A 26,170-nucleotide genomic window follows, 5' to 3' on the forward strand; every position below is an offset into this window, starting at 1 on the left:
CGAGCTACGGCGGACAAGTCGCTTTGCCCACCCTACGGGACTGCCCTACTCGGCTGCGATCTGTCGTGGTGCCGGCGGCGGATTGGCCAAGTCCGCGGCGAGCTGGGCGTAGCGGGCCTTGGCGTCGTTCACCGCCTTCTCCTTCACGGGGCCGTAGCCGCGGATGCGGTCGGGCAGTGAGAGCAGCTCCACGGCGGTGTCGATCGTGACGGGCGACAGCAGGCCGAGCACGGTGGCGACGTCCTTCTCGTAACCGGCGATCAGGTCGCGTTCGAGCTTGCGATCGGCGCTGCGGCCGAAGATGTCGAGCGGGGTGCCGCGCAGGAACTTGAATTTTGCCAGCACGCGGAAGACGTTCAGCATCCACGGGCCGAACGCTCGCTTCTTCGGACGGCCAAGCGCATCGACGCCACTCGCTAAAATCGGCGGGGCGAGGTTGAAGCTGAACTTGAAGTCGCCCTCGAACTGATCGCGGAGCTGCTGCTCGAAGGCGCCGTCGGTGAAGAGGCGCGCGACTTCGTACTCGTCCTTGTAGGCCAAGAGCTTGGCATAGTTCACCGCGATCGCGCGCGGCAGCGCATCGCCATATCCGCCCTTCACCGCGGCATCGCGGACCTGATCGACCAGCTTGCGATAGCGTTTGGCGAGACGGGTGTTCTGGTAGGCGGTCAGATGCTTGGCGCGATGCTCGATCACTTCGTCCAGCGTCATGGCATCCAGCGTCTTCGGCGCAACCACATCCTCCGTTCCCTTCAGCATGTCGGCGAGGCGCTTGGGGTCCACGACCGCGAGACGGCCGAGGCGGAAGGCTTCCTTGTTCATCTTGATCGAGACGCCATTGACCTCGATGGCCTGCTCGATCGCTTCGGCCGACAGCGGGAACAGCCCCTTCTGATAAGCATAGCCCATCATCATCATGTTGGTGGCGATGCTGTCGCCGAGCAGTTGCTCGGCCGGCCTGGTGAAGTCGAAGAAGACGGAGTCCTTGTGCAGCGCCGTCTCCAGCACCGCATTCAGCTTGCGGGTCTGGAAGTTGAAGTCGCGGTTGAGGATGAAATCGGCGGTGGGAATGACGTGGCTGTTGATTATGCCGCGGGTGCGGCTGGAGTCGCAGAGCGAGATGGTGTCCTTGGCGACCGCGACCACCTCATCGGCGGCGAGCACCAGATCGGCCGTGCCGGTGACGATGCGCGAACAGGTCACCTCGGCCGGATGATCGGACAAACGGACATGGCTGAGCACCGCCCCGCCCTTTTGTGCCAGGCCCGACATGTCCAAAATCATCGAAGCCTTGCCTTCGATGTGAGCGGCCATGCCGAGCAGCGCGCCGATGGTGAGAACGCCGGTGCCGCCGACGCCGCCGACCGCGATGTTGTAGGGCTTGTCGAGCGTCGGGCGCGATGCCGGCTCGGGCAGCTCGCCGATCTCAGCGAGTTCGGCCGGCGCCCGGTGGCGCGGCGCACCGCCGTCGATGGTGACGAAGGACGGACAGAACCCCTTCAGGCAAGAATAATCCTTGTTGCAGGACGACTGGTTGATGGCGCGCTTGCGGCCGAACTCGGTCTCCAGCGGTTCGACCGAGATGCAGTTCGACTGCACCGAGCAGTCGCCGCAACCTTCGCAGACCGCCGGGTTGATCATGACCCGGCGCGCCGGATCCTCCATCAGGCCGCGCTTGCGGCGGCGGCGCTTTTCGGCGGCGCAGGTCTGCACGAACACGATCGCGGACGTGCCCGTGTACTCGCGGCACATCTTCATGACGTTCTGCAATTCGTCGCGGTGATATTTCTTGACGCCGGGCGCGATGGTATCGGCGGGATAAGCGTCAGGGTTCTCAGAGACGAGATAAATCTCGCTGATGCCTTCGGCGTGAAGCTGGGCCATGATTTTCTGCGGCGAGAGATCGCCGTCATGGCGCTGGCCGCCGGTCATGGCAACGGCGTCGTTGTAGAGGATCTTGTAGGTGATGTTGGCCTTGGAGGCGATCGCCTGGCGGATGGCGAGAATGCCGGAGTGGAAGTAGGTGCCGTCACCGAGATTGGCGAAGATGTGGTTCTCGTTGGTGAAGGGCGCGATGCCGACCCACGGCACGCCCTCGCCGCCCATATGGGTAAAGGTCTCGGTCGAGCGGTCCATCCACAGCGCCATGAAATGACAGCCGATGCCGGCGAGCGCGCGACTTCCCTCGGGGACCTTGGTCGACGTGTTGTGGGGACAGCCCGAGCAGAAATAAGGAGTGCGGGAGACGGGTGCGACCGCCTGCATCTGGGTCGCCTGACGGCCGTTGAACCAGTCGGCCTTGGCGCGGAGCATCTCCGTGATCTCGGGGTTGAGATTAAGCCTGAGCAGGCGCTCGGTCAGCGAGGTCGCAAGCGACGCGACGCTGAGCTCGGCGGCGAAGGTGAGGAAACGCTTGTCGTGCTCGTCCATCTTGCCGACGATGCGCGGGCGGACGTCGTCGCGCCAGTTGAACAGCTCCTGCTTGACCTGGTTCTCGACGATCTCGCGGCGCTCTTCGACGATGAAAATTTCTTCGAGCCCGACCGCGAACTGGCGCACGCCTTCCGGCTCCAGCGGCCAGGGCATGCCGATCTTGTAGAGACGAAGGCCGATCTTGGCTGCGACCTCCTCGGTGATCCCGAGCTCGCGCAGCGCCTGCCGCACGTCCTCATAGCTCTTGCCCGACGCCATGATGCCGAAGCGGGCGTTCGGCGAGTCCATCGTGACGCGGTTGACCTTGTTGGCGCGCGCAAAGGCGATCGCGGCAAAGCCCTTGTAGTCCTGCAGGCGCCGGTCCTGCTCGAAACGGTCATCGGGCCAGCGCAGATTGAGGCCGCCGGGCGGTAGCTCGAAATCGGTGGGAATGATGAAGGGCTTCATCTCGTCGGTGAGATCGATCTCGGCGGTGGTTTCCACCGTCTCGGTGATCACCTTCATGCCGACCCAGCAGCCGGAATAGCGCGACATCGCGATGCCGAGCAGGCCCATCTCGATCATCTCGTGGATGCTCGAGGGATAGAGATAGGGCATCAGCGCGGAGATGAAGGCGTGGTCGGACTGATGCGGAACGGTCGAGGATTTTGCGCCGTGGTCGTCGCCGGCGAGGCACAGCACGCCGCCGTTCTTGGCCGAGCCCGCGGCATTGCCGTGGCGGAACACGTCGCCGCAGCGGTCTACGCCGGGGCCCTTGCCGTACCAGATGCCGACCACGCCGTCATACTTCGCGCCGGGCGAGAGGTTGAGCTGCTGCGAGCCCCAAATCGCGGTCGCGGCGAGGTCCTCGTTCACGCCGGGCTGGAACTTGATGTTGTATTGCTCGAGATGCTTGCGGGCGGCGAACAGCTGCTGGTCATAGCCACCGAGCGGCGAGCCGCGATAGCCGGAAATGAAGCCCGCGGTGTTGAGGCCGTTGGCGCGGTCGCGCCGGATCTGGGCCATCGGCAGACGCACCAAGGCCTGGATGCCCGTAGTGAAGACGTGTCCGGTCTGCTGGGTGTATTTTTGATCGAGACTGATCGGACCCTGGTTGATGCCCATGCTGTCCTCTTTCCACGCCCTGTTCAGGTCTTTGTCAGTTGCATCGCTTAAGCCGTTGCCTGCCCGTTGTTTTTAGCTAGGGCGCGCCGACTACCTGCGCCACTCTATGTCGGATATTTAACGCGGCGCATCACAAATCTGGACCAAAGGGAGCGCCGGGTAAAAATCGCAATTTCGTGGCTGCAAAGGCATCGGGCATTTTCAATTTGTGTCACGATACCCCCGCCGTCGCGAAATGAATTGACGCTGCTTTCACGCGGGTGCGGTCGATTGGTCGCAGGAGAGGCTTTCGATGCGGACGATTCTGGCTGGCTTGGCTCTTGCGGGTCTGGCGTTGTGCAGTGCGGTTGCAGGTACGGTCACAAGCGCGGCCCGTGCCGCCGAACCATCGCCGGAGTTGATCGCCTATGGCAAGGCGCTGGTCCAGGCCGGCGACTGCGCGGGCTGCCACACCGCCGATCCGGCGAGGCCCTTCGCGGGCGGGAAGCGGATCGACACGCCCTTCGGCGCGATCTATGCGCCGAACCTGACGCCCGACCGCGACACCGGGATCGGTGCCTGGGCGGATGCCGATTTCACCCGGGCCCTGCGCTACGGCATCGCGCCTGATGGATCCAACTACTATCCGGCCTTCCCCTACCCCTACTTCACGAAGATGACGAAGGACGACACGCTGGCGATCCGCGCCTATCTCGGCACGCTCGCACCTGTGGCGAGCCGCAACAAGCCGCCGGAGCTGCGCTGGCCGTTCGGCTACCGCGGCCTGATGCGGATCTGGAACGCGATGTATTTCAAGCCCGGCCTGTTCGAGCCCGACCAGAACCAGAGTGCCGCGTGGAATCGCGGGGGCTATCTCGTCACCGGTCTCAGCCATTGCGGCGCCTGTCACACGCCCAAGAACTATTTTGGCGCCGACAAGCAGGCGCAGGCACTCTCGGGCAACGAGGTCGGCGGTTGGTACGCGCCAAGGCTCGATGGCGCCGCGCGCACCGGGCTGAAATCCTGGAGCGAGGCGGATATCGCGGAGTATCTGCAAAGCGGACGCAACGCGAAGAGTCATGCCGGCGGTCCGATGGCCGAGGTGATCGTCAACTCCACGGTGAAGATGAGCGATGCGGATGTTCGTGCGATCGCGCTGTATCTGAAAAGCCTGCCGCCGGCACGGCGCGAGACGATCGTGACGCCGCCCGACGATGCCGAGATGAAGGCCGGCCAGGCGGTCTACGCAAAGCTCTGCATCGCCTGCCACGAAGCCGACGGCACAGGAGCGCCGCGGATCTATCCGCCGCTGCCGGGCAATGCGCTGCTGCAATCGGTCAATCCGTCCTCGACCCTGCGTATCATCCTCGACGGCGCCTACACCGTGACGACGCCGCGCGCGCCGAACACCGGCGAGATGCCGGGCTATGCCAAGCAATTGTCCAACGGCGAGATCGCCGCGGTGACGAACTACATTCGCAATTCCTGGGGCAACGCCGCGCCACTGGTGACGCCGGCACAGGTGGCGAAGGCGCGGAAGGAGCCGTAAGAAACGACCGCGCGCCGCAATGACAGTGCGCCCCCTCGCCCCGTACTTACGGGGCCGCGACGAGCTTCGCTCGCGCTGAGAGCGTTGGGGTGAGGGACTGTCTCCGCAATCACGGTGAGAGAAGGACTCGCGGAGACTCCCCCTCACCCGGATTGCATCTTCGATGCAATCCGACCTCTCGCCGCAAGCGGGGCGAGGTAAGAAAGAACGCTATCTCTCCTCGTCTCCCGTGAACACGAACTTCGGCATCTCCCATTTGTAGCGCACTGCGAGCAGGCGGAAGCTGATGCCGAGGACGAAGGTCAAAATGGTCCAGAGCTCCACATTGAGCTTCAGGCCGAACGCGGTCGCATAGAACAGCCCCGTCACCACCGAGACGCTGGCGTAGAGCTCGGAACGAAACAGCAGCGGAACGTCGTTGCAGAGCACGTCGCGGAGCACGCCGCCGGCGCAGCCCGTCACCATGCCGGAGACGATCACGATCGGCAGCGTCGCATCCATCTGCCAGGCGACGTCGCAACCGGTCATGGTGAAGACGACGAGACCGATGGCATCGAGCACGATGAAGGCGACCTTCAGCCGGTGCACCAGACGCGCGATCAGGATGGTGACGAAGGCGGCGCCGCCGGCGAGCGCGAGATAACTGGGGTTGGCGACCCAGGCCAGCGGATAATGTCCGAGGAACAGATCACGCAGCGTGCCGCCGCCGAGCGCGGTGATGCAGCCGAGGAAGCAGACGCCTAGCCAATCCATGCTGCGGCGTCCGGCAGCGAGCGCGGCCGTCATCCCCTGCGCGGCCACCGCGACCAGAGACAGGAAATGCAGCACGCTATCGGTCGGCGGCAAGCTCCACATCGCCCTGTTCCCTCCTCGCGCAATGGAACTCACGCGCGGGGCTCCCGGCGGAACAGGTTCCCGATTCCCGAGGCGAAGGCAACATGCGACGAAAGCACAAAGGGGGCGGAACGGAATCTCGCACCTGACGGTTGTCCCGGGTCATAACCGAGGAGACCAATCGATGGCTGACGACCGTTTTCCCAACGATCCGTATCGCCCGAACCTCGCCGACGATGAGTATCTTCGCGCGGCACGCCGGGATGCCGACCTTCAGGCCGATCCCGAGCTTGGCGAAGGCCCTGCCTCCAGCGGCAGGATCGCGCTGTTTGCCGTAGCCGTCGCCCTGGTGCTCGGCGCCGTGTTCTACGGCCTGAACAACACCACCACGGGCAACCAGGCGAGCAACGAGCCGGCGTCGCGGACTGCCCAGCAAACCGCGCCGGCCAATCCGGCCGCTCCTCCCGGCATGCGTGACGTGACGCCGCGCAGCAACACCGAGCCGGGCACGACCACGGGTGCTGCGCCGAGCAAGCCGGCCCCGGATACGCAGAAGCCGTCCGACGGCGCGAAGTAACGACTGTCGTGCGTAACCCACCACTGTCATCGCCCGCGCAGGCGGGCGATCCAGTACTCCGAGACGGCAGCGATTGAATCGAGAAGCCGCGGCGTACTGGATGCCCCGCCGTCGCGGGGCATGACACGAGAGGATGAGAGAGCGGCGGGACTCAACATCCCGCCGCTCTTCGTTTGTCTCGGTGCGCTTCTAGCTGAACATCTTGTTGAGCTCGCCGCCGGGATAGCCGCTGCCAAGCTCGGTGAACGTTCCCTTCTCCGCCATCTCCTTCGCGGCGCGCATGAAGCCGCCCCAGGCGGCGCGGGCGAGCGAGCCGCCGACGCTGATGCGGCGCACGCCGAGATCTTCGGCTTCTTGCAACGACAGGCCGGAGCCGCCGATCAGGAGGTTGAATGGCTTCGGTGCGACAGCCTTCACCACCGCGGCGATGTCCTCGCGGCTCTTCAGGCCCGGCGCGTAGAGGCAGTCGGCACCGGCATCCGCGTAAGCCGTGAGCCGGTCGATGACCAGCTTGAGATCGGTCACGCCCCAGAGATACGCTTCGCAGCGGCCGACCAGTAGCGTGCCGCTGTCGCCGATCGCCTTGCGCGAGGCCTTGATACGCTCGACCGCCAGCGCGCGGTCGTAGAGCGGCTTGTCCTTGTCGCCGGTGGAATCCTCGATCGACAGGCCGGCGACGCCGGTCCGAACACCGCGCTCGACATTGTCGGCGACCTTGTCCGGCTCGACCGCAAAGCCGCCCTCGAAATCGGCGTTCACGGGGATGTCGACCGCCGAGCTCAATGCTGCCAGATGCTGACAGACATCCTCGACGGTGACGTGATTGTCGGCCTTGCCGATAGTCCAGGCGAAGCCCGCGCTCGATGACGCGATCGCCTTGAAACCGAGATGCTGCAAGGCTTTCGCGCTGCCGACGTCGACCGGATTGGGCAGGATGAAGCAGCCGCCCTCGTGCATTTTCTTGAACGTCGCGCGCTTGTCAGCGGTCGTCACGTGCATGTTTCTCTCCCTGGTTGGCCGCGCAGAGATAGGCACGCATCATCGCGCGCGCTAGTGCGCGTCGTGCACCGCGCGGCTGTCCTTGGGCGCCTCGTCGCGATCATTCATGCCGTAGTCGCGGATCACGCTGGCGATGCGCAGGTGATAATCGGCGAAGATCTGCGCCCTGCCTTTGGCCTGGGTGCGGCGGTGCTCCATGGTGTTGCGCCAGGCCTGCACGGCCGCCTCATCCCGCCAGAACGACACCGACAGGATCTTGCCCTTCTCGGTCAGGCTCTCGAAACGCTCGACCGAGATGAAGCCGTCGATGGTTTGCAGGAGCGGCTTCAGATCGGCTGCGAGGTCGAAATAGGTCTGGCGGTGTTCCGGCTTGGGCCAGACCTCGAAGATCACGGCGATCATGGGCGTCTCCTCATGGTTGACGCCCTACAATACCACCTTGCGCAGGAAGGTGCGCTCTTCCGCGAGGATGAATTTGTGTTCCTCGGCGAAGTGGAAGTTCGCCATCCCCTCCGCATCCTGGCGCAGCCGTGCGCGATACGCCTCATAGGCGGCGAGGCTCTCGAAGGTGATCAGCGCGAAGGCGATGTTGTTGGTGCCCTCATGCGGCATGAAATAGCCGATCAGGTCGCCGCCGCATTTCGGGATGATGGTGAGCCAGCGCTTCGAATATTCCTCGAACTGCGCGCGCTTGAAGGGATCGAGCTGGTAGCGGATGAAGACGGTGACGGACATGATGGGCTCCTGATTTTCTCGTTGCAGCAAAAGCAAAGCGACACCGTCGCCGCTGAAGCTTCTCGATTGCTTCGCTGCGCTCGCAATGACGTGTTTGCAGAGGCACGCTACGCGCTTGCCCGACCACAATGCTTCGGCTACCATCGAAGCATGAAATCAGGACCCGACATCGCCATGGTCGCCTCGCTGGTCGGCGACCCCGCCCGCGCCAATATGCTCACGGCGCTGATGAACGGCCGCGCGCTCACCGCGAGCGAGCTGGCGCAGGAGGCCGGCATCACGCCGCAGACCGCAAGCTCGCATCTTTCGAAGCTCGAGGCCGGTGGGCTGGTGGAGCCGGAGAAGCAGGGCCGCCACCGCTATTACCGGCTCACCGACGACGACGTCGCCGGCGTGCTCGAAGGGCTCGCGGGTCTTGCGGCGCGCACCGGCCACATGCGCGTGCGCACCGGACCGAAAGATCCGGCGCTGCGGCGCGCGCGGATCTGCTACGACCATCTCGCCGGCGATCTCGGCGTGCAGATGCTCGATTCCTTGCGCGAGCGGCATCTGGTGAAGCAGAAGAAGCAGGAGATAGAGCTGACCGCCGAGGGCGAGCGCTTCCTCGCCAAGCATTTGCAGATCTCGCCCGACATGCTCAGCCACCCGCGCCGCCCGGTCTGCAAGGCCTGCCTCGACTGGAGCGAGCGGCGTCACCATCTCGCCGGCACGTTAGGGGCCGCCATGATGCAGCGCTTTGCCGAGCTGAAATGGGCCGCGCGCGATCCTACGCCCGGCAGCCGCGTCGTGAATTTCACCCGCACCGGCGAGAAGCAGTTTGCCGCGCTGTTCGGCAACGGGAAGGATTAGTCACGCAAACGTCGTGAAATCACACGTTTGCGTGTGAATGTGGGCTCTGATCATGGCCGCGCTTGACCCGGCCGTCCACGCGTTTATGCGCACTGTCATTCCGGGATGGTCCGAAGGACCAGACCCGGAATCTCGAGATTCCGGGTTCGCGCTGCGCGCGCCCCGGAATGACGGTGCAACAGATTAGAGACCCCAAATGAACCGCCTCCTCCCGGCCGCGCTCGCCGCCGCCCTTCTGACTTCCCCACTCACATCCACCCACGCCGCCGAGACCGCGCCGCGCGAGCCCTACGGCATTGCGCTGGAAGGCTTTGCCTATCCCTATCCCGTGCACTTGCTTCCCGTCGTCAATGACGGCGAGCAGCTCAGCATGGCCTATATGGACGTGGCCCCTCAGCAGCCGAACGGCCGCACCGTGGTGCTGCTGCACGGGCGTAATTTTCCGTCGAGCTATTGGGCGCCCGTGATCAAGATGCTGAGCGAGGCCGGCTATCGCGTCGTGGTGCCGGACCAGATCGGCTTCGGCAAATCCTCCAAGCCGGCGGGCGAGCTGCATTTCGACAATCTGGCGCGCAACACCATCGCGCTGCTCGATCATCTCAAGATCGATAAAGCCGAGGTCGTCGCGCATTCGCTCGGCGGCATGCTGGGCGTGCGCATTGCCCGCGCCTATCCCGACCGTGTCGCCCATCTGGTGCTGACAGCCCCGATCGGCCTCGAAGACTACCGCTCCTATGTGCCGCCGACGCCGACCGAGAAGATGATCGAGACCGAGGACAAGCTCACCGCGGACGGCTATCGCAAGCAGCTCCAGACCAACTACGCGATCAAGCTGCCGCCTGAGGCGATCACGCCCTTCATCGATGCCCGCTTCAACATCAAGGGCAGCCCCGATTATCCGCGCTGGCTGCGCGCCTTCGTCAGCTCCGGCCAGATGATCTACCGCGAGCCGGTCGCGCACGAGGTCCCGCTGATCGCGCTGCCGACGCTGTTCATCATGGGCGCCGACGACCACAACGCGCCGGGCCGGCCGCTCGCGCCGGAGGCGCTGCGCGCAAAAATGGGGCAGAACGCCGAGCTTGCGAAGCAGCTCGCCGCGAAGATGCCGAACGCACGGGCCGAGGTGATCCCCGATACCGGGCATCTCGTCTTCCTGGAGGCGCCGGAGAAGTACCGCGAGCTGGTGCTGGGCTTTCTCGGCCGCTAGCGACAGTTGAGTGTCGCCTGAGGCAGGATGCGGGGAACGTTCATGCCGCATTCAGGTCATGATTGGCAGGCTTGGATCGCGACGTGTCGGCATGTTGCAAGTTTAACGTGTCGAATCGTGTCTTTTGATTCATTGTGCGCCGCAAGCGCCCTGCCCCAACAATCTGCCCCAAGGACGAGAAGGAAGATCAAATGAAATATCTCTTCGCCGCCGCCATGCTCGCGAGCGCGGTCGTCGGTTTCAGCGAGGCGGCCAGCGCCGCGCAGGGTTGCGGTCCGGGCTGGTACCGTGGCCCCTATGGCGGCTGCCGCCCGATGCGCGGTGCGGTCGTTGTGCGCCCCGCCCCTGTCGTGGTCGCCCCTGCGCCGGTCGTCGTCGTGCCGCGCGCCCGCGTGTGCCCCTATGGTTTCCGCTGGTACGCCGGCCGCTGCCGTCCGTTCTGACCTCGTCTCTTTGCATTTACAAAGTGGCCGCGCGGCGAAAGCCTGCGCGGCCGTTTCTTTTGAAGACCTCCAAACAGGCCATCGGCGGGGTCATGCAACAACCACGAATCAAAACGGGGACCGCGATCGCGATCCCCGTCCAAAGCCTGGCTGGCGCGAAGCTTACCAGTGGCGGCGATGCCAGCGCCGGCGACGCCAACCCCAGTGGCGGCGGCGCCAACCCCAATGATGGCCACGGCCGCGCCAATGAACCTGTTCAGGCTTCAGCTGCGCGGCTTCCTCGCTGGTGGTGACGGCGGGATGAGCGTCGGGATTGCCTTCCGGCATGCGGTTCGGACCGCCGACCGGCTGCGGTGACAACGGCGCGGCCTGGGCGGTCGCGGCGAAGGCGGCGCCCGCCGTCACACCCAATGCAAGTTTCAAAAAGTTCCGGCGCTCCATGACAGGTCCTCTAGGCTATCGAGCAAGTGATGCAGATGAAGTGTCGCGGTCACGACATGAACCCAAGCTGAATCCCGCATTCAGGTTCGTTGCGACGTGGAGTGCCCGTAGATGGGGTAACGGGCCGGCCGCCCGCTCGCTACGGCGCGATTTGGAAGCGCGCTCGCGAGCGGCCTGTTGGTTGGAAGGCGGTCGTCCCTCAAACTGATGGTGTTCAACGGAGTCGGGCAAGCCCGCTCCAAGCATCATTAAGGGACGACCATGTATCACTATGCAGGAATCGACGTGTCATTGGAATGCTCGAGCGTCTGCCTTGTCGATGGGACAGGCAAGATTTTGCGCGAGACGAAGGTTGCGAGCGAGCCGGAGGCCCTGATCGCCTGGTTCCGGTCGCTGGCCTTGCCGCTGGAGCGGATCGGCCTGGAGGCAGGCCCGTTGTCGCAATGGCTCTACGCGGCTCTGCGGGAGGCAGGGCTTGCGGTTGAGCTTCTGGAGACGCGTCACGTTCGCGATGCCTTCAAGGCGATGCCAGTCAAGTCGGACCGCAACGATGCGCGCGGGATCGCCCAGCTGATGCGGCTCGGCTGGTTCCGGCCGGTGCATTGCAAGTCGGTCGCGGCGCAGGAGACGCGCGCCATTCTGACGGCCCGCAAGCTGCTGCAATCCAAGCTGCACGACATCGAGAACAGCCTGCGCGGCGTGCTTCGCGGCTTTGGGCTGAAGGTCGGCAAGACCACCGAGCGCACCTTCGCCGAGCGCATCCGGGAGCTCGTTGCAGGCCATCCAGGCCTTGAAGTGGTGGCGCAGGCGCTGCTCGAAGCTCATGGCGTGCTGCGGCGCGAGTTCAACAGCCTGGACAAGCAGGTCGCCAGGCTCGCCAGATCGCACCCTCAAGCCCGCCTCCTGATGACGACGCCGTCCGTTGGCCCGATCGTGGCGCTGACCTACGCCTCGGCGGTCGACGACCCGAAGCGCTTCCGCTCATCGAAGGCGACGGGGGCGCATTTTGGCCTCACCCCGAAGAAGTACCAATCGGGGGAAACCGACTACACCGGCCGCATCAGCAAGATCGGCGATGCCTCCGTGCGCGAGGCGCTCTACCAGGCGGCCCACGTGATGCTGACCAAGCCGGTCAGGAATTGCGCGGCGCTCAAGGGCTGGGCGATGCGGATCGCCCGGCGCGCAGGCATGCGCAAGGCCAAGGTGGCGCTCGCGCGCAAACTCGCGGTGATCCTGCATCGCATGCTCGCCGACGCCACGCCGTTCAACCCGATGGCCAAAGCCACGACAAGCTGAGCTAAGGAGTATCGATCGGTTCCGGGCGGGCCACGACACCAGGCTCGTCCGCGCGAGGTCCCTTCGCTGGGACGATGGATCCGGTCAGGCCGCCATCCGGGAAGTGGATCACAACCACGCTTCCGTAGATTGGCCGGCCGGCTCCTCATGCACCCCATCAGGCGACGGCCTCCGCGCCGATCCCGTACAGAAGCAAGTGCCCAGCGATCGGATCACGCAAAAAGGGATTGACTAACCAAGGCCCGTTACAGAAGCCCGGATGGAGCGAAGCGCAATCCGGGAAACCGCAGCCGATGAAACGCCGTCCCGGATTACGCTGCGCTCCATCCGGGCTACAAGATCACAACTACTTCACGAACTCCTGGGCCAGCACCATCGTCTCGCGCGAGCGCTTCACGTCGGGCCAATCGCGATTGAAATCGGCGACGAGCTTTTTCAGTGCATCGCCCTTCAGCATCGCCGCGAGCTTGGCCTCGTCATCGAACTGATACACCGCCTGGTGCAGCGAGGGATCGTCGAGGCTCCAGAACCGCCAGGCTTTGCTCGCACCGAACGCCTTCACCGCATCGGGCACGTGCTCGGTCTCGTACCATCTGTCGAAGGCGGCGCGCGTGCCCGCATCGGTGACGGTGGCGCGGACGACGAAGAACGCTGCTGGCATCGGATTTCCTCCTGTTGTTTGCCCTCAGGATAGCCGGTTATAGTCGCCGCAACAAAAAGCCCGCGGGGCGGAACTTGCCGTCGCGCCATACAAGGGAACGACAGCCATGCGCAGGATCATCTCGGGTCTGATCGCGATCACCTGCCTGTGGCCCACGGCCTTGCCGGCCGAAATCGTCCGCTTCGACATTTTGGAACGTGTGCCCGCCTTCGCCGGACGCAGTTTTGGCAATGTCGGCAGCTATGAGCGCATCACCGCACGCGCGACCTTCGCGCTCAACCCGTCCGACGACCGCAACGCTGTCATCACCGACCTTGCGCTCGCGCCGCGCAACACCGATGGCAAGGTCGAGGCCACCGCCGACGTCGTGATCCTCAGGCCGAGCGATGCCAGCCACGGCAACGGCACGCTGCTCTTGGAAGCCCCCAATCGCGGCCGCAAGCTGGCGCCGCAGCTGTTCGACGATGCCGCCCAGCCCGGCGCCAACATTGCCGACAAGGCCGAGGACGCCGGCATCGGCTTCCTGCACCGCCAAGGCTACACGATGGTCTGGGTCGGCTGGCAGGGCGACATCCCCTCCAAGCCGGGACAGCTCGCGATGAATGCGCCGGTGCTCAAGGGCGTCACCGGCCCCGTGCGCGAAGAGGTGATCTTCGACAACACGACCAATCCCGCGCGCGCGTCGCTGACCTGGCCCGCCGCGGACGCCGCCAACCTCCATGTGACCGTGCGCGCGGCCTGGGCCGACGCGCGGCAGACGCCATCAGGCCTTACGGCAAAACTCGTCGATCCCAGCACAGTCGAAATCACCCGGCCCGAAAACTTCGACGCCGGCGCGCTGTACGAGATCAGCTACACCGCGCGCGATCCGGTGCCGCTCGGCATGGGCTTTGCCGCCGTGCGCGATGTCGTCAGCTTCCTCCGCCACGACGAAACGCAAGCGAACCCGCTGCTGAACGGCCTGCATCCCTCCGTCAGCCGCGCCATTGGCTTCGGCGTCTCGCAGTCCGGCCGTTTCCTGCGCGACTTCCTCTATCTCGGCTTCAACGAGGATCTCCAGGGCCGCCCCGTGTTCGACGGATTGATGCCGCATGTCGCGGGCACGCGGCGCATGGCGACCAATGTCCGCTTCGGCCAGCCCGGCCGCAACCCGCGCCATCCGCAGGATCCGGCGTGGCAGGCCGATCTCTTCCCGTTCACCTATGCGAGTCTCAGTGATCCCTACTCCGGCAAGACCGACGGCCTCTTGCGGCGCTGTTCGCTGTCGGCGACTTGCCCGAAGGTTATGCAGACCGACAGCGAGCACGAATGGTGGGCCTCGCACGCCTCGCTGCTGGTCACCGATCTCGCCGGCAACCATCTCGACCTCCCCGACAACGTCCGCGCCTACATGATATCGGGCACGCCGCATTTCGCCGAAGCCGCGGAGGTCATGCGCAAGGGCTTGCCGGCGATGTCGCTACCGCAAAATCCGATGCATGCGGGCATGCCGATGCGCGCCCTCCTCACCGATCTCAACGCCTGGATCAGCGACGGCATCAAGCCGCCCGCAAGCCGCGTCCCCATGCGCGCCCACGGCACGCTGGTGCCGGCGCAGGGCGCGGTGCCGACCGACATCCCCGGCCTGCCCTATGCCGGCATCCACACGCTCGCCGTCTTCTCCGACCAGAGCGTGCTGCCGCCCAAGGAGATCGGCCGCTATCCGGTGTTCGTGCCGAAGGCGGACACCGACGGCATGGCGATTGCGGGCATCCGCCAGCTCGCATTGGCGGTGCCGCGCGCGACCTACACCGCCTGGAATCCGCGCGCACCAGGGTTTGGCCCGACCGCGCTCTATCCGCTGCAAGGCGCGGTGGTGCCGTTCGCGCCGACCGAGGCGGCACGGAAGGAAGTGCACGATCCCCGGCTGTCGATCGCCGAACGATATGCGGATGACGGGGCGTATGTGGCGGCGGTGCGACGCGAGGCGGCGCGGCAGGTCGCGGAACGAACCCTGCTGCCGGAGGATGCGGAGCGCGCGGTCGAGGCCGCGAAGCAAGGCAGGCTGGCGAAGCTTGGGCAGTAAGGGAGCCACGCTGCCGTAGGGTGGGCAAAGCGGCTTGTCCGCCGTAGCTCGAAGAGCGAAGGCGGAAGCGTGCCCACCACTCCTGTCGCCAGCCCAGAGATGGTGGGCACGGCGCAAGTGCGCCTTTGCCCACCCTACGGTCTCTGCCTGTGGAGAAAAACATCGCGCCACTGTCGGAACGACCGCCTCTCATCCGTCCTTTGCTTAAGACAGCACGGAGCCCCCGCATGACCGACCTCACCCTCACCACCTTCGACTGGGTTCCCGAGATGCCGCGCGGCCTGGTGCGCGACCTTCGCGTGCGCTGGGCGCTGGAAGAGGCTGCCCTGCCCTATCGCGTCGCGAGCACGCCGTTCGGCGACCGCGGCGCCGCGCACCTCGCGCACCAGCCGTTCGGCCAGGTGCCGTGGCTGACCGACGGCGACCTCTCGATCTTCGAGACCGGCGCGATCCTGCTGCATCTCGGCGAGCTCAGCGCGAAGCTGATGCCATCAGAACCGCGCGGCCGCAGCGAGACGACGAAATGGGTGTTCGCGGCGCTCAATTCGGTGGAGATGGCAAGCCTGCCATGGTCCATGTTCAAATTCACCGGCAGCGACGACGGTTCACCGGCCGCGAAGTTCGTCGACGGCTTCCTGAAAATCCGCCTTAAGCACCTCGAGCCGGTGCTGGCTGACCGTCAATGGCTGGCGGGCTCTTTCTCCGTCGCCGACATCCTGATGGCGGACGTGCTGCGTCCTGTCGATCGCTTCGACGGGCTCGCGGACCATCCAGCCTGCCGCGCCTATCTCGTGCGCGCCACCGCACGGCCGGCCTTCGCCAAGGCCCACGCCGACCAGATGGCGCATTTCGCTGCGGCCGATAAGGCGCGCGCTCATAGCTCGTAGGGCGGATTAGCGACTTGTCCGCCGAAGCTCGAAGAGCGAAGGTGGAAGCGCAAACCGCCAATGTCCGCCTCAACAAAATTGGTGGGTTACGCCCAGCGAACTGCGCTTCGCGCAGTCGCAAGGCTATACCCACCCTGCGCGCTCAACCTATTCCACCCTAAAGCGCGATGAGATTTGGATGAAGCGTCATCGCGCTTTAGGTTGTTGTTCGAGCATGATCTTTTCGGAAAACCGCTACGCACTTTTCCGGATCATGCTTCAGATTCTAGTTTTGCGAACGCGTAAAGGGGACAAAACGGACGAGCGCAACGCCGCGCGTCGTCGTCTTGCCGGGGGCGATTTTCTCGACGACCGTGAGCTGCTGAGTGGAGTAACCGGGTCCCACCGGCATGACGAGACGGCCCCCCACTTTGAGCTGCTCAATCAGCGGCGACGGGGGCTGCCCGAGCGCGGCAGTCACGACGATGGCGTCAAAAGGACCGCATTCGGGCCAGCCGTCGTAGCCGTCGCCCAGCCTGACGCTCACGTTGTCATACGCGAGGTCTCTTAGTCTTTTCGCGGCGGTCTCGGCCAATTGCGGGATGATCTCGATGCTGCAGACCTTTCGCGCGAGCTGCGCAAGGATGGCGGCCTGGTAACCCGAACCGGTACCGACTTCGAGCACAACGTGATCCGGCGCGACCTCGGCCAACTGGGTCATCAAGGCCACAATGTACGGCTGCGATATGGTCTGGCCGAGGCCGATCGGTATCGGTCTATCGGCGTACGCGATAGAGCAAGATTGCTCAGGGATGAACAGGTGGCGTTTCGTTTGCGCCATGGCCTCAAGGACCCTCTCCGACAGGCCTTGCTGTCCCAAAGCACTGGATGCGGACCGGGCGTAGGCCCGGATGGTTTCGACCATGGCGGCGCGCTCGCGGACGCATTGTGTGTCCTGTGGTGCGTCCTGTGCGGTCGCTTTCCGCGCGACGACAGCCATGGCAAGCACGAGCAGGACAACCATGGCAAACAGCAAGGCCCTCATGATCGCGCGCTCTCCAAGAGATACACAATTCACGTCGACCGCTGAGCGTAACGAATGGATTCGGCCGATCACCGGAAACCAGCCGCTACAGCTTGTAGCCGATCTTTCGCAGCAGGTCTTTCCGCCACGCAATGTCCTCGTCGGTTTCGACACCCAGCGGTGAGGCGCCATCCACCACCCCGAGCACGCCGCGGCCCTGCTCCGTTTGCGCGACGATCACTTGTGTGGGGTTGGCCGTCGCGCAGTAGATGCGGCAGACCTCCGGCGCCGCGCGCACCGCAGCCAGCACGTTGACTGGAAAGAATCCGTCGCCCAGGAAGATCAGGAATGTATGGCCGGCGCCGATGGCCGTTGCGTTATCGCGTGCAAGCGCGATCGCGGCTTCGTCGTTCCCCGACCAGCGCACCAGCCGCTTGCCGGAGGCCTCGCAGAAGGCCAGCCCGAAGCGGATGCCCGGAACTGCGCCCACCAGCCCCTCGTGGAGGTCCTCCACGGTCTTGATGAAATGCGACTGGCCGAAGATGAAGTTGGTTGCGTCCGGCTTGACGATCGGCACCACGGTGAGTTCCATGGCTGCGCTCCTTCAAGGTCCCAACGCCGTTCATGGTAGGCCACTGGGAGGCGATTGCAAGCGGCCAGAGACAGCCGATTTCGCGCCGGAAGCCGCTGGCAGCGAAGCAAGGGACGCCGGGCGAAGCTGGAGCAGTGAACAGAGCCGAACGGCCGGCGCGTCACACCAGCTTCAACGGCGCATCAGCGACGACCCGGAGGTCGATGCTGCCGATCAACGCCGACCGACGCGCCTCCGCAGCACCGATCGCGTCATCAGTCTGCCGCAACGTGCTGACGTTGGAGCCGAGCGACACGATCCCGCCGAGCACCAAGGCGATCGATCCGAGCGCGGCGGTTTGACCTGTGCCCAACAGGCCGAGGATCGTGATCAGCAGCAGCACCGCCCCGCAGCCGATCGCGATCTTGGACGCCAGGATGTACTTCCGGCATCGCTCGGCGATCTCGGCGAGCCGCTCGATCCGATCTTCGATGTCGGAGATTTCGTCGGTCGGGTCGTCTTCAATCATTGGATTGAGGATGCCAAATCAGAAGGAACCTGTAGCCTGCATGAGCGTAGCGACATGCGGGACTTGGACAAAGAACCCGGATGTCGCTGCGCTCATCCGGGCTACGTTTCCTCACAACGGCAAATTGTCGTGCTTCTTCGCCGGCATTTCCGTCTTCTTGTCCTTCAGCATCGCCAGCGCCCGCGCGATGCGCTTCCTCGTCGAGTGCGGCATGATGACGTCGTCGATGTAGCCGCGCTCGGCCGCGATGAAGGGCGACAGGAAGCGGTCTTCGTATTCCTTGGTGCGGGCGGCGATCTTGTCGGGGTCGCCGATGTCGGAGCGGAAGATGATCTCGACCGCGCCCTTGGCGCCCATCACGGCGATCTGGGCAGTCGGCCAGGCGTAGTTCATGTCGGCGCCGATCTCCTTGGAGGCCATGACGTCGAAGGCGCCGCCATAGGCCTTGCGGGTGATGACGGTGACGAGCGGCACGGTGCACTGCGAATAGGCGAACAGCAGCTTCGCGCCGTGCTTGATCAGGCCGCCATACTCCTGCGCGGTGCCCGGCAGGAAGCCGGGCACATCGACGAAGGTGACGATCGGGATGTTGAAGGCGTCGCAGAAGCGGACGAAGCGCGCCGCTTTCCGCGAAGCGTCAGAGTCGAGCACGCCGGCCAGCACCATCGGCTGGTTGGCGACGAAGCCGACGGTGCGGCCGGCGATGCGGCCGAAGCCGGTGACGATGTTCTTGGCAAAACTCTCTGCGATCTCGAAGAAGTCGCCCTCGTCCACGACCTTCAGGATCAGCTCCTTCATGTCGTAGGGCTTGTTCGGATTGTCGGGGATCAGCGTGTCGAGGGAATCGTCGAGGCGCTCGATCGAATCGAAGCTCGGCCATTCCGGCACACCGTCGGTGTTGTTGGACGGCAGGAAGTCGATCAGGCGCCGCATCTGCAAGAGCGTCTCGACGTCGTTCTCGAAGGCGCCATCGGCGATCGAGGAGCGCGTGGCGTGCACCGAGGCACCGCCGAGCTCTTCCGCGGTGACGACCTCGTTGGTCACGGTCTTCACGACGTCGGGGCCGGTGACGAACATGTAGCTGGTGTTCTTCACCATGAAGATGAAGTCGGTCATCGCCGGCGAATAGACGTCGCCGCCGGCGCAGGGGCCCATGATGACGGAGATCTGCGGGATCACGCCGGAGGCCAGCACGTTGCGGCGGAACACATAGGAATAGCCGGCGAGCGCGGCGACGCCTTCCTGGATGCGGGCGCCGCCGGCGTCATAAAGGCCGATGATGGGCGCCCTTGCCTTCATCGCCATGTCCTGGAGTTTTGTAATTTTCAGCGCGTGCGTTTCCGAGAGCGAGCCGCCGAACACCGTGAAGTCCTTGGCAAAGACAAAAGTCTTGCGGCCGTTGACGGTGCCCCATCCGGTGACGACGCCGTCGCCGGGCACCTTGCTCTTCTCCATGCCGAACTCGGTGGAGCGGTGCTCGACGAACATGTCGAACTCCTCGAACGATCCCTTGTCGAGCAAGAGCTCGATGCGCTCGCGCGCGGTCAGCTTGCCGCGGGCGTGCTGCGCCTCGATGCGCTTCTCCCCGCCGCCGAGCTTCGCGCCGGCACGACGATCTTCAAGGGCGTCCAGGATATGTTTCATTTGCTCCCGCCAGGTCTTAAGTGATGCGGGGTTCTAACACGGCATTTTGCGGGCCGGAAAGCCGCTTTCGCCGTCGCAGGGCTGCCCTGCCGTAGCGGGAAAGCGGAAGGAATTACAAAGTTTTGTCCGGGAGGCGAGCATGACGGAAGGAACGGCCGAGACGGGGGCTGCGACGGGCGGCGTCAACATCCTGCTGCGGCTGGAGGGCCTGACCCTGTTTGTGGGCATGGTGATGCTCTACTGGGCCTGGGACGGGTCGTGGCTGGTGTTTGCCCTGCTGTTCTTCGTGCCGGATCTGAGCTTCCTGGCATACCTGTCCGACGCCAAATTCGGCGCGATGGTCTACAATGCCGCCCACAGCTACATGGCGCCGGTGGCGCTGCTGACGCTCGGCTTTGGCCTCGCCTCGCCCCTCACCCTGTCCATCGCCTTGATCTGGCTCGCCCATATCGGCATCGACCGGGCGCTCGGCTATGGCTTGAAATATTCAGCCGGCTTCGGCTTCACCCATCTCGGCCGGATCGGGCGGCAGAGGGACGCCTGATCTCCCACTTCGGCTGACTGCCGTAGCCCGGATGGAGCGGAGCGTAATCCGGGGGCCTCTCCACGCTGCCCTGTCCCGGATTGCGCTATGCTCCATCCGGGCTACGGGACCGTATTTGCCGTGCCGGCCAGTTGACCCGGCCGGCCGATTCAGGCTTGCTTCAAGGCCTTGCGATCAGGCGCCGAATGTTGCGTGAGCCCAGTCGGTACGGCGGCGGTCATCATGCCCTGGCTCCAGCATCACCCATGTCCGCGACGGTCGTCCCACTGCCGCCGAACCCATCGTCCGAAACCATCGACTTCCTGCGGCGCATGGCCAGCATGGTGTCGGGGCGCAACGGCGAGATGCTGCTGCGCGCAGCCAGCACGATCGAGTCGCTGAGCCGACGCGCGATGTCGGCCGAGCGGCTCTATCACGAGCAGCAGGAAGAGAGCACGCGCAACAGCGAGCTGCGCGAGGCCGCCGAGCTCGCCTCCGATGCCATGGTCGGCCAGATCGAGGCGCTGCGCGCCCAGCTTGCGGAAGTCACCGCGGCCGCCGCGGCCGAGCGCGCCGCATTCGATGCCGAGCGCAACAAGCTGGTCGGCCTGATGCAGCATGCTGAAAGCCATATCGTCAAGCTCACCAGTGAACTCGACAGCTTGCGCGCCTCCGTCGACAGTTTCAACGAGACCGTGGTCTCGGTGCCGATCGAGGTGCTGCGGCTGGCGCGGACGCAGTTCGACTATCTCTCCAGCGGCTTTGCGCGACGCGGCGACGTGATCTCGCAGGCGATGAGCGAGATCGGCGGCTTTGCCATCGACCAGGCGCTGACGGCGAAGAAGACGGCCGACAAGGGCTGAGACCGCCGCGCGTCAAATTGACAGCGCGCAGGTCCGTTGCTCTACTCCCCGAAAATCAATAGGGAGAATCCGATGCCGACGGCATTCCGCGCCGCCATGGTGCTCATTGCGCTCTGCGCTTCCACCGTGCTCGCCAATGCGCAGGCGCTTCCCAAGGAAGTCGCAACGCGCGCCGAGATCTACCCGATTCCCTCGCTCACCCTTTCCGACCAGCAATTTTTGAGCGGCGATGCAGCCGCGGGCAAGCCGGTGACGGTTGCCGGCGAATTCCGCGTTGCCCAAGGCACCGGCAAGCTTCCCGTCGTGGTGCTGATGCATGGGTCGAGCGGCGTCGGCGCCACCACCGAGGCCTGGGTGCACGCGTTCAACGCCATGGGCATCTCGACCTTCGTGATCGACGGCTTTACCGGCCGCGGGCTGACGGTGGTGGGGCCGAACCAGGCCCTGCTCGGCCGGCTCAATTTGATCGTCGACATCTACCGCTCGCTGGAAATCCTGGCGAAGCACCCGCGCGTCGACCCCGACCGCATCGTGCTGATGGGTTTTTCGCGCGGTGGCCAGGCGACGCTCTATGCGAGCCTCGACCGCTTCAACAAGCTCTGGAACAAGTCCGGCGCGCAGTTCGCCGCGTACATTCCGTTCTATCCTGATTGCTCGACGACCTATGCCGGCGATAGCGAGGTCGCCGCGCGCCCGATCCGCATCTTCCACGGCACGCCCGATGACTACAATCCCGTGAGGAGCTGCAAGGCCTTCGTCGAGCGGCTCGAGGCGGCCGGACGCGACGTGGTGCTGACCGAATACCCCGACAGTGCGCACGGTTTTGACAGCGGCCTGCTCGGCGTCGCCACCGTTGCGGTGTCGGCGAATGCGCAGACCGTGCGCAACTGCAAGATCAAGGAAGGTGACGGCGGCGTGCTGATGAATGGCGATACCAACGCGCCGTTCTCCTACAAGGATTCCTGCGTCGAATTGAACCCGCATGTCGGCGGCAATCCAGCTACGGCCGCGGAGTCGCGCAAGGCGGTGGAGGAGTTTTTGCAGGTGTTGTTCAAGCTGGGCTGAGAGCCAGCTTGGCCTTCATGGTTCGAGACGCGCCGTAAGGCGGCGCTCCTCACCATGAGGGTCCAATATCTCGCTGCGAAACAAGACCTCATCCTGAGGGGCCCGCCAAAGGCGGGCGTCTCGAAGGATGGCCGCAAGCTTCTTCTTACGCCAGCTAGATGGCGCCGATCTCGGCAAGGCAGGCTTGCGTCAGCGGCATGCGCTCGCCAACGAGGCGCGGCTCCTTGCAATCCATGTTGAGCGCGAACACGGTGTGCGCCTCGCCCTTCTCGGCCCAGCCGACCATCCAGCCGAGCGACGGCTCGCCGCGCTCGGCGCCCAGGAGGCCGGACTTGGCGCGGATGACGCTGTCGCCGACCTTGGTCACCGGCAGGATGTCGGCGACGAGGTCCTGGCTGCGCTTTGAGATCGGCAGCGCGCGGCGGCGCAGACGGTCGACGAAGTCGATCTGCTCGACCGGGTCGATGCGCAAATTCCCGGTGAGCCAGAACTGGTCGATGCCGCCGCCAATGTCGCGATTGCCGTAGTCGAACTCGTCGACATATTTTTGCATGCGCTCCTGCCCGATGCGGCGCGCGATCTCCTGATAGACCGGCACCGCGCTCACCGCGATGGCGCTGCGCAGCGTGTGATCCTTGTTCCAGGCTTCGATCGGCCGCTTCACGCCGTCCCAGGGGAACACGTCCTTGTCGGGATCGGCGACGACGCCCGTCTCCAGTGCGATCAGCGAGTTCGGAATCTTGAAGGTCGATGCCGGCAGCTTCCCCTCGCCCGAGCGATCCTTGTCGCTGGCGACGATCAGATAATCCTCGACCTTGTAGCCGACGAAGGTGCCCGACGTGCCGAGATCGGTGAAGCGTTTTGCGAGGTTGTCGCGGACCTCGTTGCGCGGCGGCGCGACGTGGGCCAGCGCGCGCTGCGGCAGGATGGCGGCTGCGGCGAGCAGGCCGAGGGTGGAACGGCGGGTAAGCAAGGGAGCGATCCGGTAAATGATGAAGGTGGCCGCGACCATGCAGCCGCTACGTGGTGAAACGATGACAGGTTACAGCTTGAGCAATGATCTATTCGGAAAACCGCTGCACACTTTGCGCTAACGCGGCCCTTTGGGTCCGGATCATGCTCTAGCGCCCCCGTCCCGACAGCCGCAGCACGAACACCAGTACCTCGGCGACGGCCTTGTAGAGGTCGGGCGGGATCTCTTCTCCGAGCTCGACCTTGGAGAGCGCGCCGGCCAGGATTTCGTTCTCCTCGATCGGGATGTCGTTGGCCCTGGCGATCTCGACGATCTTTTCGCCGATCGTGCCCTTGCCCTTGGCGACGACGACGGGCGCGCCGGAGCCCTTCTCGTAATGCAGGGCAATTGCAAGCTTGGTGGGATCGCTCATGTGGCGCGGTCCAGGAAGTGACCGGCGCGGGCCGGCGCCGGCTGCGGCGGCGTGCCGTCGCGCACCACGATATCGCCGGGCTTGAGCTCGGCCCTGGTCATCGCCTGAGTGAGTTCGCCGATCCCGGCGCGGAGCTGCTGCGCGGTCGCCGGCCGCTCCGCCCACATCCGCACGAAGGTCTTGTCGCCGTTCAGCGTGATCAGCGCATGCACCGGGCCGGCCGGCTCGACATTGAGCGTGAAGCGCGCACGCCAGGCACGGCTGGCGGGATCGGCGGATTCGCCACCGCCGTCGCGCGAGATCTCGAACTGCGCCATCGCGGTGCCCTGCGGGGTCGCGAAGGGGATCTCGAAATTCCACTGCGGCACGGCCGGATCGATGCGGTGACCGCTGGCATCCGTGCGATCGGGGAGCGAGGCGACCTGCAACAGCGTCTGTCGTGCGATCGCGGCATCGGTGTCGTCGAGCAGGCGATGCACGGTCGCGGCCAGCGGCGTATCAGGCGCGAGCGACGGCGCGGCGACAGCCTGCGGCGCCGGCAGCGCGCCGCGAAACGGCGGTGGTGTGGTCGCGCGCGCGGCGGCCTCGAACACATGACCATCCGGCACAGCCTTGCTGGAGCCCGGCAAATTGCCGAGCATGCGCGGCAGGTTTTGCGTGACCTCTTGCAGCAGGCTCGCGGCCAGGCTGGCGGACATGGTTCGCGGCATCGCGGCTTGCGGATTGCCGCCCGCTATCTCCGCCAGCACGGCGGCGGCAAGCGCAGCGCCGCGTGGCAATTGCGTCGGTTGGGCTACTTCCGCATCCGGCGACGACAACGCCGCGTGTGCCGCCTCGCCCGCCAGCTGAGCCGTGGAAGCTGCAGTCTGGGGCGCGGCAGCGCTGGTCGGCAGCGACGCGGCTTGCGCAGTTGCCTGCGGCACTCCTGTCTCGATCGCGCCTGAGGTCGCCGCCAGTATCTGGCGCAGCACTAGCAGTGCGGCCTTCAAGTCCGGCACCGTGCCTGACGAGGGCGTTGCGCCCGCGGCCAATGAAGCCTCCAGAAACAGTCCGGACTTCTGGAACGCGGATTCGATATCGCCGCCATCGAGGGCGGTGTTGAGCGGCGTCTGCTGCGCCAGCACGTCGAGCACCGCCTGCTTCAGTCCAGCAGGCAGATCGCTGCCGGTGACGACGGCGGCCAGATTGGCGAACAACGGCGCCTGGCTGCCCTGTTTCGTCACGGCCTCGGCCGAAGCGGCGGTGACGGCGACCTGCTCCAACGGCGTCAGCGTGTTGCGTGGTGCGCTCACAGTGGGCGCAAGCGGCGGGCTGTCCACCAGCGAGGCCGCGCGCGAGGTCAGCGTGAACTGATCGGCCGCCGCCTCGCCTGCCCCGTTCATGACGGCGAGCCGGATGGTGCCATCGTTCTGCGACACCGCGAGCTGGAGATTTTGTCCCGGCGTCAGCGCCACCTCCGACATCACGTCCATCGACAAGTTGGCGATCGCGATGCGCACCAGATTGTCGGCCAGCACGCTGACCACCCTGGCATCGACGACGCTGCCGGCCTGAAGCACGAGATCGGGCGTCGTCGCATCAGCCACAGGGCTGGCGGCACTGACGGGAATGATCGAGCTTATCGGCGTCGGCATCTCAGGGGCCCGGGGAATGCTAGACCCACCCTAAGGCCCCCTCGTAAACCTCTCGTTAAGGACCTTGGACTGCCGACGGCTTCACCGCCGCCAGAACCGTCACGGCGGCCTCAAAATCCTTCAGGCGCGCGGCGCGGCGCGCGGCCGCCTCCTCGTCCACGCCCCATTTCTCGATGTTCCAATCCTCATCGACATGGGCGGCGGCCCAGACCTGGTCCGCATCGCGCACGCCATGGGCCAGCGCCAGCGCCAATAGCGCCGAGCCGGTCAGGGTCGTGACCATGTGGAGCGCGGCGACCGACCAGGGATCGCCGGGCAGCGCGGCCCGGGCGGCCTTCAGCGCCTCGTCCGGCTGCTTCACATGCATGACGCCCTCGGACAGGATGAAATGCGCGCCCAGCGTCTCCGCGGCCCAGAACAGCACGGGGTCCCAGTGCGCGGCCTCGCGGGCGACCAGCCCCTCGGGATGGCCGGCACGATAGAACAGCAGGTCGGACTCGAAGTATTTTGCGAGATCGTCGCTGACGAGCTCGACGCGGTCGACGACGGCCTCGACCACGCTGTTGGCGATCCGCGTCAGCGGCATGGTGACAGGGTCGATCGTCTCGCCCTGGGCCGTCCATTCGCCGGCCGCCGCATCGGCCAGCGCGCGCGCGGGGATTACCACCTGGCGACCGGAGGGCGTGCGGATCGGCTTGCCGTCCAGTGTGATGGCGAAGCCGCCGTCGGCATCCGCGACGCCGGCCTCCGTATAGAAGCGCTTGCGCAGCGGCGTGCGCGTGGACTGGCGCGCCGATTCCCGCGGATCCGGCGGGGGCTGGCTTGCTGCTTCTTCGAACAATTCGCGCATGTGAGTTTTCGGTCCCGGTCGCTGGATGCTAGGGTTGTAAGATA

26 protein-coding genes are annotated in these 26,170 nt (G+C 65.3%); 11 read left to right on the plus strand and 15 right to left on the minus strand.

The genetic code is table 11. The features are described from left to right. Positions 1–45: 45 nt before the first annotated feature. Positions 46–3,537, minus strand: a complete 3,492-nt coding sequence (locus ACVJ19_RS34015) for an indolepyruvate ferredoxin oxidoreductase family protein (protein WP_453953452.1) — start codon at positions 3,535–3,537, stop codon at positions 46–48. Between the two features lie 292 nt (positions 3,538–3,829). Between ACVJ19_RS34015 and ACVJ19_RS34020 the strand changes: the two genes are divergently transcribed. Next, positions 3,830–5,065, plus strand: coding sequence for a cytochrome c (locus tag ACVJ19_RS34020; protein WP_453953453.1), 1,236 nt, complete (start codon positions 3,830–3,832; stop codon positions 5,063–5,065). A 210-nt stretch (positions 5,066–5,275) separates the two neighbouring features. Here ACVJ19_RS34020 and ACVJ19_RS34025 read toward each other — a convergent pair whose 3' ends face one another. Next, the gene (locus tag ACVJ19_RS34025) at positions 5,276–5,920 is read right to left on the minus strand and encodes a trimeric intracellular cation channel family protein (protein WP_453953454.1); all 645 of its coding nucleotides are present in this window, start codon (positions 5,918–5,920) and stop codon (positions 5,276–5,278) included. 163 nt (positions 5,921–6,083) lie between these two features. On the opposite strand from ACVJ19_RS34025, the gene ACVJ19_RS34030 reads away from it, so the two are divergent. Continuing rightward, positions 6,084–6,476: a hypothetical protein gene (locus ACVJ19_RS34030; protein ID WP_211406433.1), complete on the plus strand. Its 393-nt coding sequence runs from the start codon at positions 6,084–6,086 to the stop codon at positions 6,474–6,476. Between the two features lie 189 nt (positions 6,477–6,665). Here the strand turns inward: ACVJ19_RS34030 and ACVJ19_RS34035 are convergent, their stop codons facing one another. From ACVJ19_RS34035 to ACVJ19_RS34045, 3 genes are read right to left on the minus strand one after another with little or no spacing between them, the layout of a single operon-like run. After that, positions 6,666–7,475, minus strand: coding sequence for an isocitrate lyase/PEP mutase family protein (locus tag ACVJ19_RS34035; protein WP_453953455.1), 810 nt, complete (start codon positions 7,473–7,475; stop codon positions 6,666–6,668). A 51-nt stretch (positions 7,476–7,526) separates the two neighbouring features. Beyond that, a complete protein-coding gene (locus ACVJ19_RS34040; protein WP_453953456.1) occupies positions 7,527–7,877 on the minus strand; it encodes an antibiotic biosynthesis monooxygenase family protein in 351 nt (116 codons plus the stop codon). 24 nt (positions 7,878–7,901) lie between these two features. Next, a complete protein-coding gene (locus ACVJ19_RS34045; protein WP_018647290.1) occupies positions 7,902–8,210 on the minus strand; it encodes an NIPSNAP family protein in 309 nt (102 codons plus the stop codon). A 150-nt stretch (positions 8,211–8,360) separates the two neighbouring features. Here ACVJ19_RS34045 and ACVJ19_RS34050 point away from each other — a divergent pair, with 150 nt between their 5' ends. The 3 genes from ACVJ19_RS34050 to ACVJ19_RS34060 all read left to right on the plus strand — a co-directional run bounded on the left by ACVJ19_RS34050 (position 8,361) and on the right by ACVJ19_RS34060 (position 10,709). Continuing rightward, positions 8,361–9,059 carry a metalloregulator ArsR/SmtB family transcription factor gene (locus tag ACVJ19_RS34050; RefSeq protein WP_453953457.1) on the plus strand — a complete coding sequence of 233 codons (699 nt, stop codon included), beginning with the start codon at positions 8,361–8,363 and terminating at the stop codon, positions 9,057–9,059. Between the two features lie 196 nt (positions 9,060–9,255). Next, positions 9,256–10,266, plus strand: coding sequence for an alpha/beta fold hydrolase (locus ACVJ19_RS34055; RefSeq protein WP_453953458.1), 1,011 nt, complete (start codon positions 9,256–9,258; stop codon positions 10,264–10,266). Between the two features lie 191 nt (positions 10,267–10,457). Next, positions 10,458–10,709, plus strand: coding sequence for a GCG_CRPN prefix-to-repeats domain-containing protein (locus ACVJ19_RS34060; RefSeq protein WP_183245074.1), 252 nt, complete (start codon positions 10,458–10,460; stop codon positions 10,707–10,709). Between the two features lie 162 nt (positions 10,710–10,871). Here ACVJ19_RS34060 and ACVJ19_RS34065 read toward each other — a convergent pair whose 3' ends face one another. After that, the gene (locus ACVJ19_RS34065) at positions 10,872–11,150 is read right to left on the minus strand and encodes a twin-arginine translocation signal domain-containing protein (RefSeq protein WP_453953459.1); all 279 of its coding nucleotides are present in this window, start codon (positions 11,148–11,150) and stop codon (positions 10,872–10,874) included. Between the two features lie 261 nt (positions 11,151–11,411). On the opposite strand from ACVJ19_RS34065, the gene ACVJ19_RS34070 reads away from it, so the two are divergent. Further along, positions 11,412–12,446: an IS110 family RNA-guided transposase gene (locus tag ACVJ19_RS34070; RefSeq protein WP_453948252.1), complete on the plus strand. Its 1,035-nt coding sequence runs from the start codon at positions 11,412–11,414 to the stop codon at positions 12,444–12,446. A gap of 346 nt (positions 12,447–12,792) precedes the next feature. On the opposite strand, the gene ACVJ19_RS34075 is transcribed toward ACVJ19_RS34070, so the two are convergent. Further along, a complete protein-coding gene (locus ACVJ19_RS34075; RefSeq protein ID WP_453953460.1) occupies positions 12,793–13,107 on the minus strand; it encodes a hypothetical protein in 315 nt (104 codons plus the stop codon). Between the two features lie 106 nt (positions 13,108–13,213). Here ACVJ19_RS34075 and ACVJ19_RS34080 point away from each other — a divergent pair, with 106 nt between their 5' ends. Further along, positions 13,214–15,172, plus strand: coding sequence for an alpha/beta hydrolase domain-containing protein (locus tag ACVJ19_RS34080; protein WP_453953461.1), 1,959 nt, complete (start codon positions 13,214–13,216; stop codon positions 15,170–15,172). A 227-nt stretch (positions 15,173–15,399) separates the two neighbouring features. Continuing rightward, positions 15,400–16,059 carry a glutathione S-transferase family protein gene (locus tag ACVJ19_RS34085; RefSeq protein WP_453953462.1) on the plus strand — a complete coding sequence of 220 codons (660 nt, stop codon included), beginning with the start codon at positions 15,400–15,402 and terminating at the stop codon, positions 16,057–16,059. Between the two features lie 265 nt (positions 16,060–16,324). Here the strand turns inward: ACVJ19_RS34085 and ACVJ19_RS34090 are convergent, their stop codons facing one another. From ACVJ19_RS34090 to ACVJ19_RS34105, 4 genes are all read right to left on the minus strand, one after another. Then, positions 16,325–17,083, minus strand: a complete 759-nt coding sequence (locus tag ACVJ19_RS34090; protein WP_453953463.1) for a protein-L-isoaspartate(D-aspartate) O-methyltransferase — start codon at positions 17,081–17,083, stop codon at positions 16,325–16,327. An 85-nt stretch (positions 17,084–17,168) separates the two neighbouring features. Further along, positions 17,169–17,654 (minus strand): adenosine-specific kinase, encoded by a 486-nt coding sequence (locus ACVJ19_RS34095; protein WP_453953464.1) that lies wholly within the window; start codon positions 17,652–17,654, stop codon positions 17,169–17,171. Positions 17,655–17,814: 160 nt separating this feature from the next. After that, entirely contained in the window at positions 17,815–18,162 is a 348-nt protein-coding gene (locus ACVJ19_RS34100) for a hypothetical protein (RefSeq protein WP_453953465.1), read from the minus strand. Between the two features lie 111 nt (positions 18,163–18,273). After that, entirely contained in the window at positions 18,274–19,806 is a 1,533-nt protein-coding gene (locus ACVJ19_RS34105) for an acyl-CoA carboxylase subunit beta (protein ID WP_018647278.1), read from the minus strand. 139 nt (positions 19,807–19,945) lie between these two features. Here ACVJ19_RS34105 and ACVJ19_RS34110 point away from each other — a divergent pair, with 139 nt between their 5' ends. From ACVJ19_RS34110 to ACVJ19_RS34120, 3 genes are all read left to right on the plus strand, one after another. Next, on the plus strand, positions 19,946–20,350 hold the full coding sequence (locus ACVJ19_RS34110) for a DUF4260 domain-containing protein (protein WP_453953466.1): 405 nt from the start codon (positions 19,946–19,948) through the stop codon (positions 20,348–20,350). Between the two features lie 245 nt (positions 20,351–20,595). After that, positions 20,596–21,192 (plus strand): hypothetical protein, encoded by a 597-nt coding sequence (locus tag ACVJ19_RS34115; RefSeq protein WP_453953467.1) that lies wholly within the window; start codon positions 20,596–20,598, stop codon positions 21,190–21,192. A 72-nt stretch (positions 21,193–21,264) separates the two neighbouring features. Continuing rightward, the gene (locus ACVJ19_RS34120) at positions 21,265–22,257 is read left to right on the plus strand and encodes a dienelactone hydrolase family protein (protein WP_453953468.1); all 993 of its coding nucleotides are present in this window, start codon (positions 21,265–21,267) and stop codon (positions 22,255–22,257) included. Positions 22,258–22,411: 154 nt separating this feature from the next. Here ACVJ19_RS34120 and blaOXA read toward each other — a convergent pair whose 3' ends face one another. From blaOXA to ACVJ19_RS34140, 4 genes are all read right to left on the minus strand, one after another. Then, positions 22,412–23,269: a class D beta-lactamase gene (blaOXA, locus tag ACVJ19_RS34125; RefSeq protein WP_453953469.1), complete on the minus strand. Its 858-nt coding sequence runs from the start codon at positions 23,267–23,269 to the stop codon at positions 22,412–22,414. A 109-nt stretch (positions 23,270–23,378) separates the two neighbouring features. Beyond that, complete coding sequence (locus ACVJ19_RS34130; protein ID WP_453953470.1) at positions 23,379–23,642, minus strand: EscU/YscU/HrcU family type III secretion system export apparatus switch protein; 264 nt, start codon at positions 23,640–23,642, stop codon at positions 23,379–23,381. Next, positions 23,639–25,276 (minus strand): flagellar hook-length control protein FliK, encoded by a 1,638-nt coding sequence (locus ACVJ19_RS34135; RefSeq protein WP_453953471.1) that lies wholly within the window; start codon positions 25,274–25,276, stop codon positions 23,639–23,641. Before ACVJ19_RS34135 ends, ACVJ19_RS34130 begins: the two co-directional genes overlap by 4 nt. Positions 25,277–25,331: 55 nt before the next feature. Continuing rightward, a complete protein-coding gene (locus tag ACVJ19_RS34140; protein ID WP_456739484.1) occupies positions 25,332–26,126 on the minus strand; it encodes an ATP12 family chaperone protein in 795 nt (264 codons plus the stop codon). Positions 26,127–26,170 lie beyond the last annotated feature (44 nt).

The sequence above is a fragment of the Bradyrhizobium sp. USDA 376 genome (assembly GCF_054063675.1).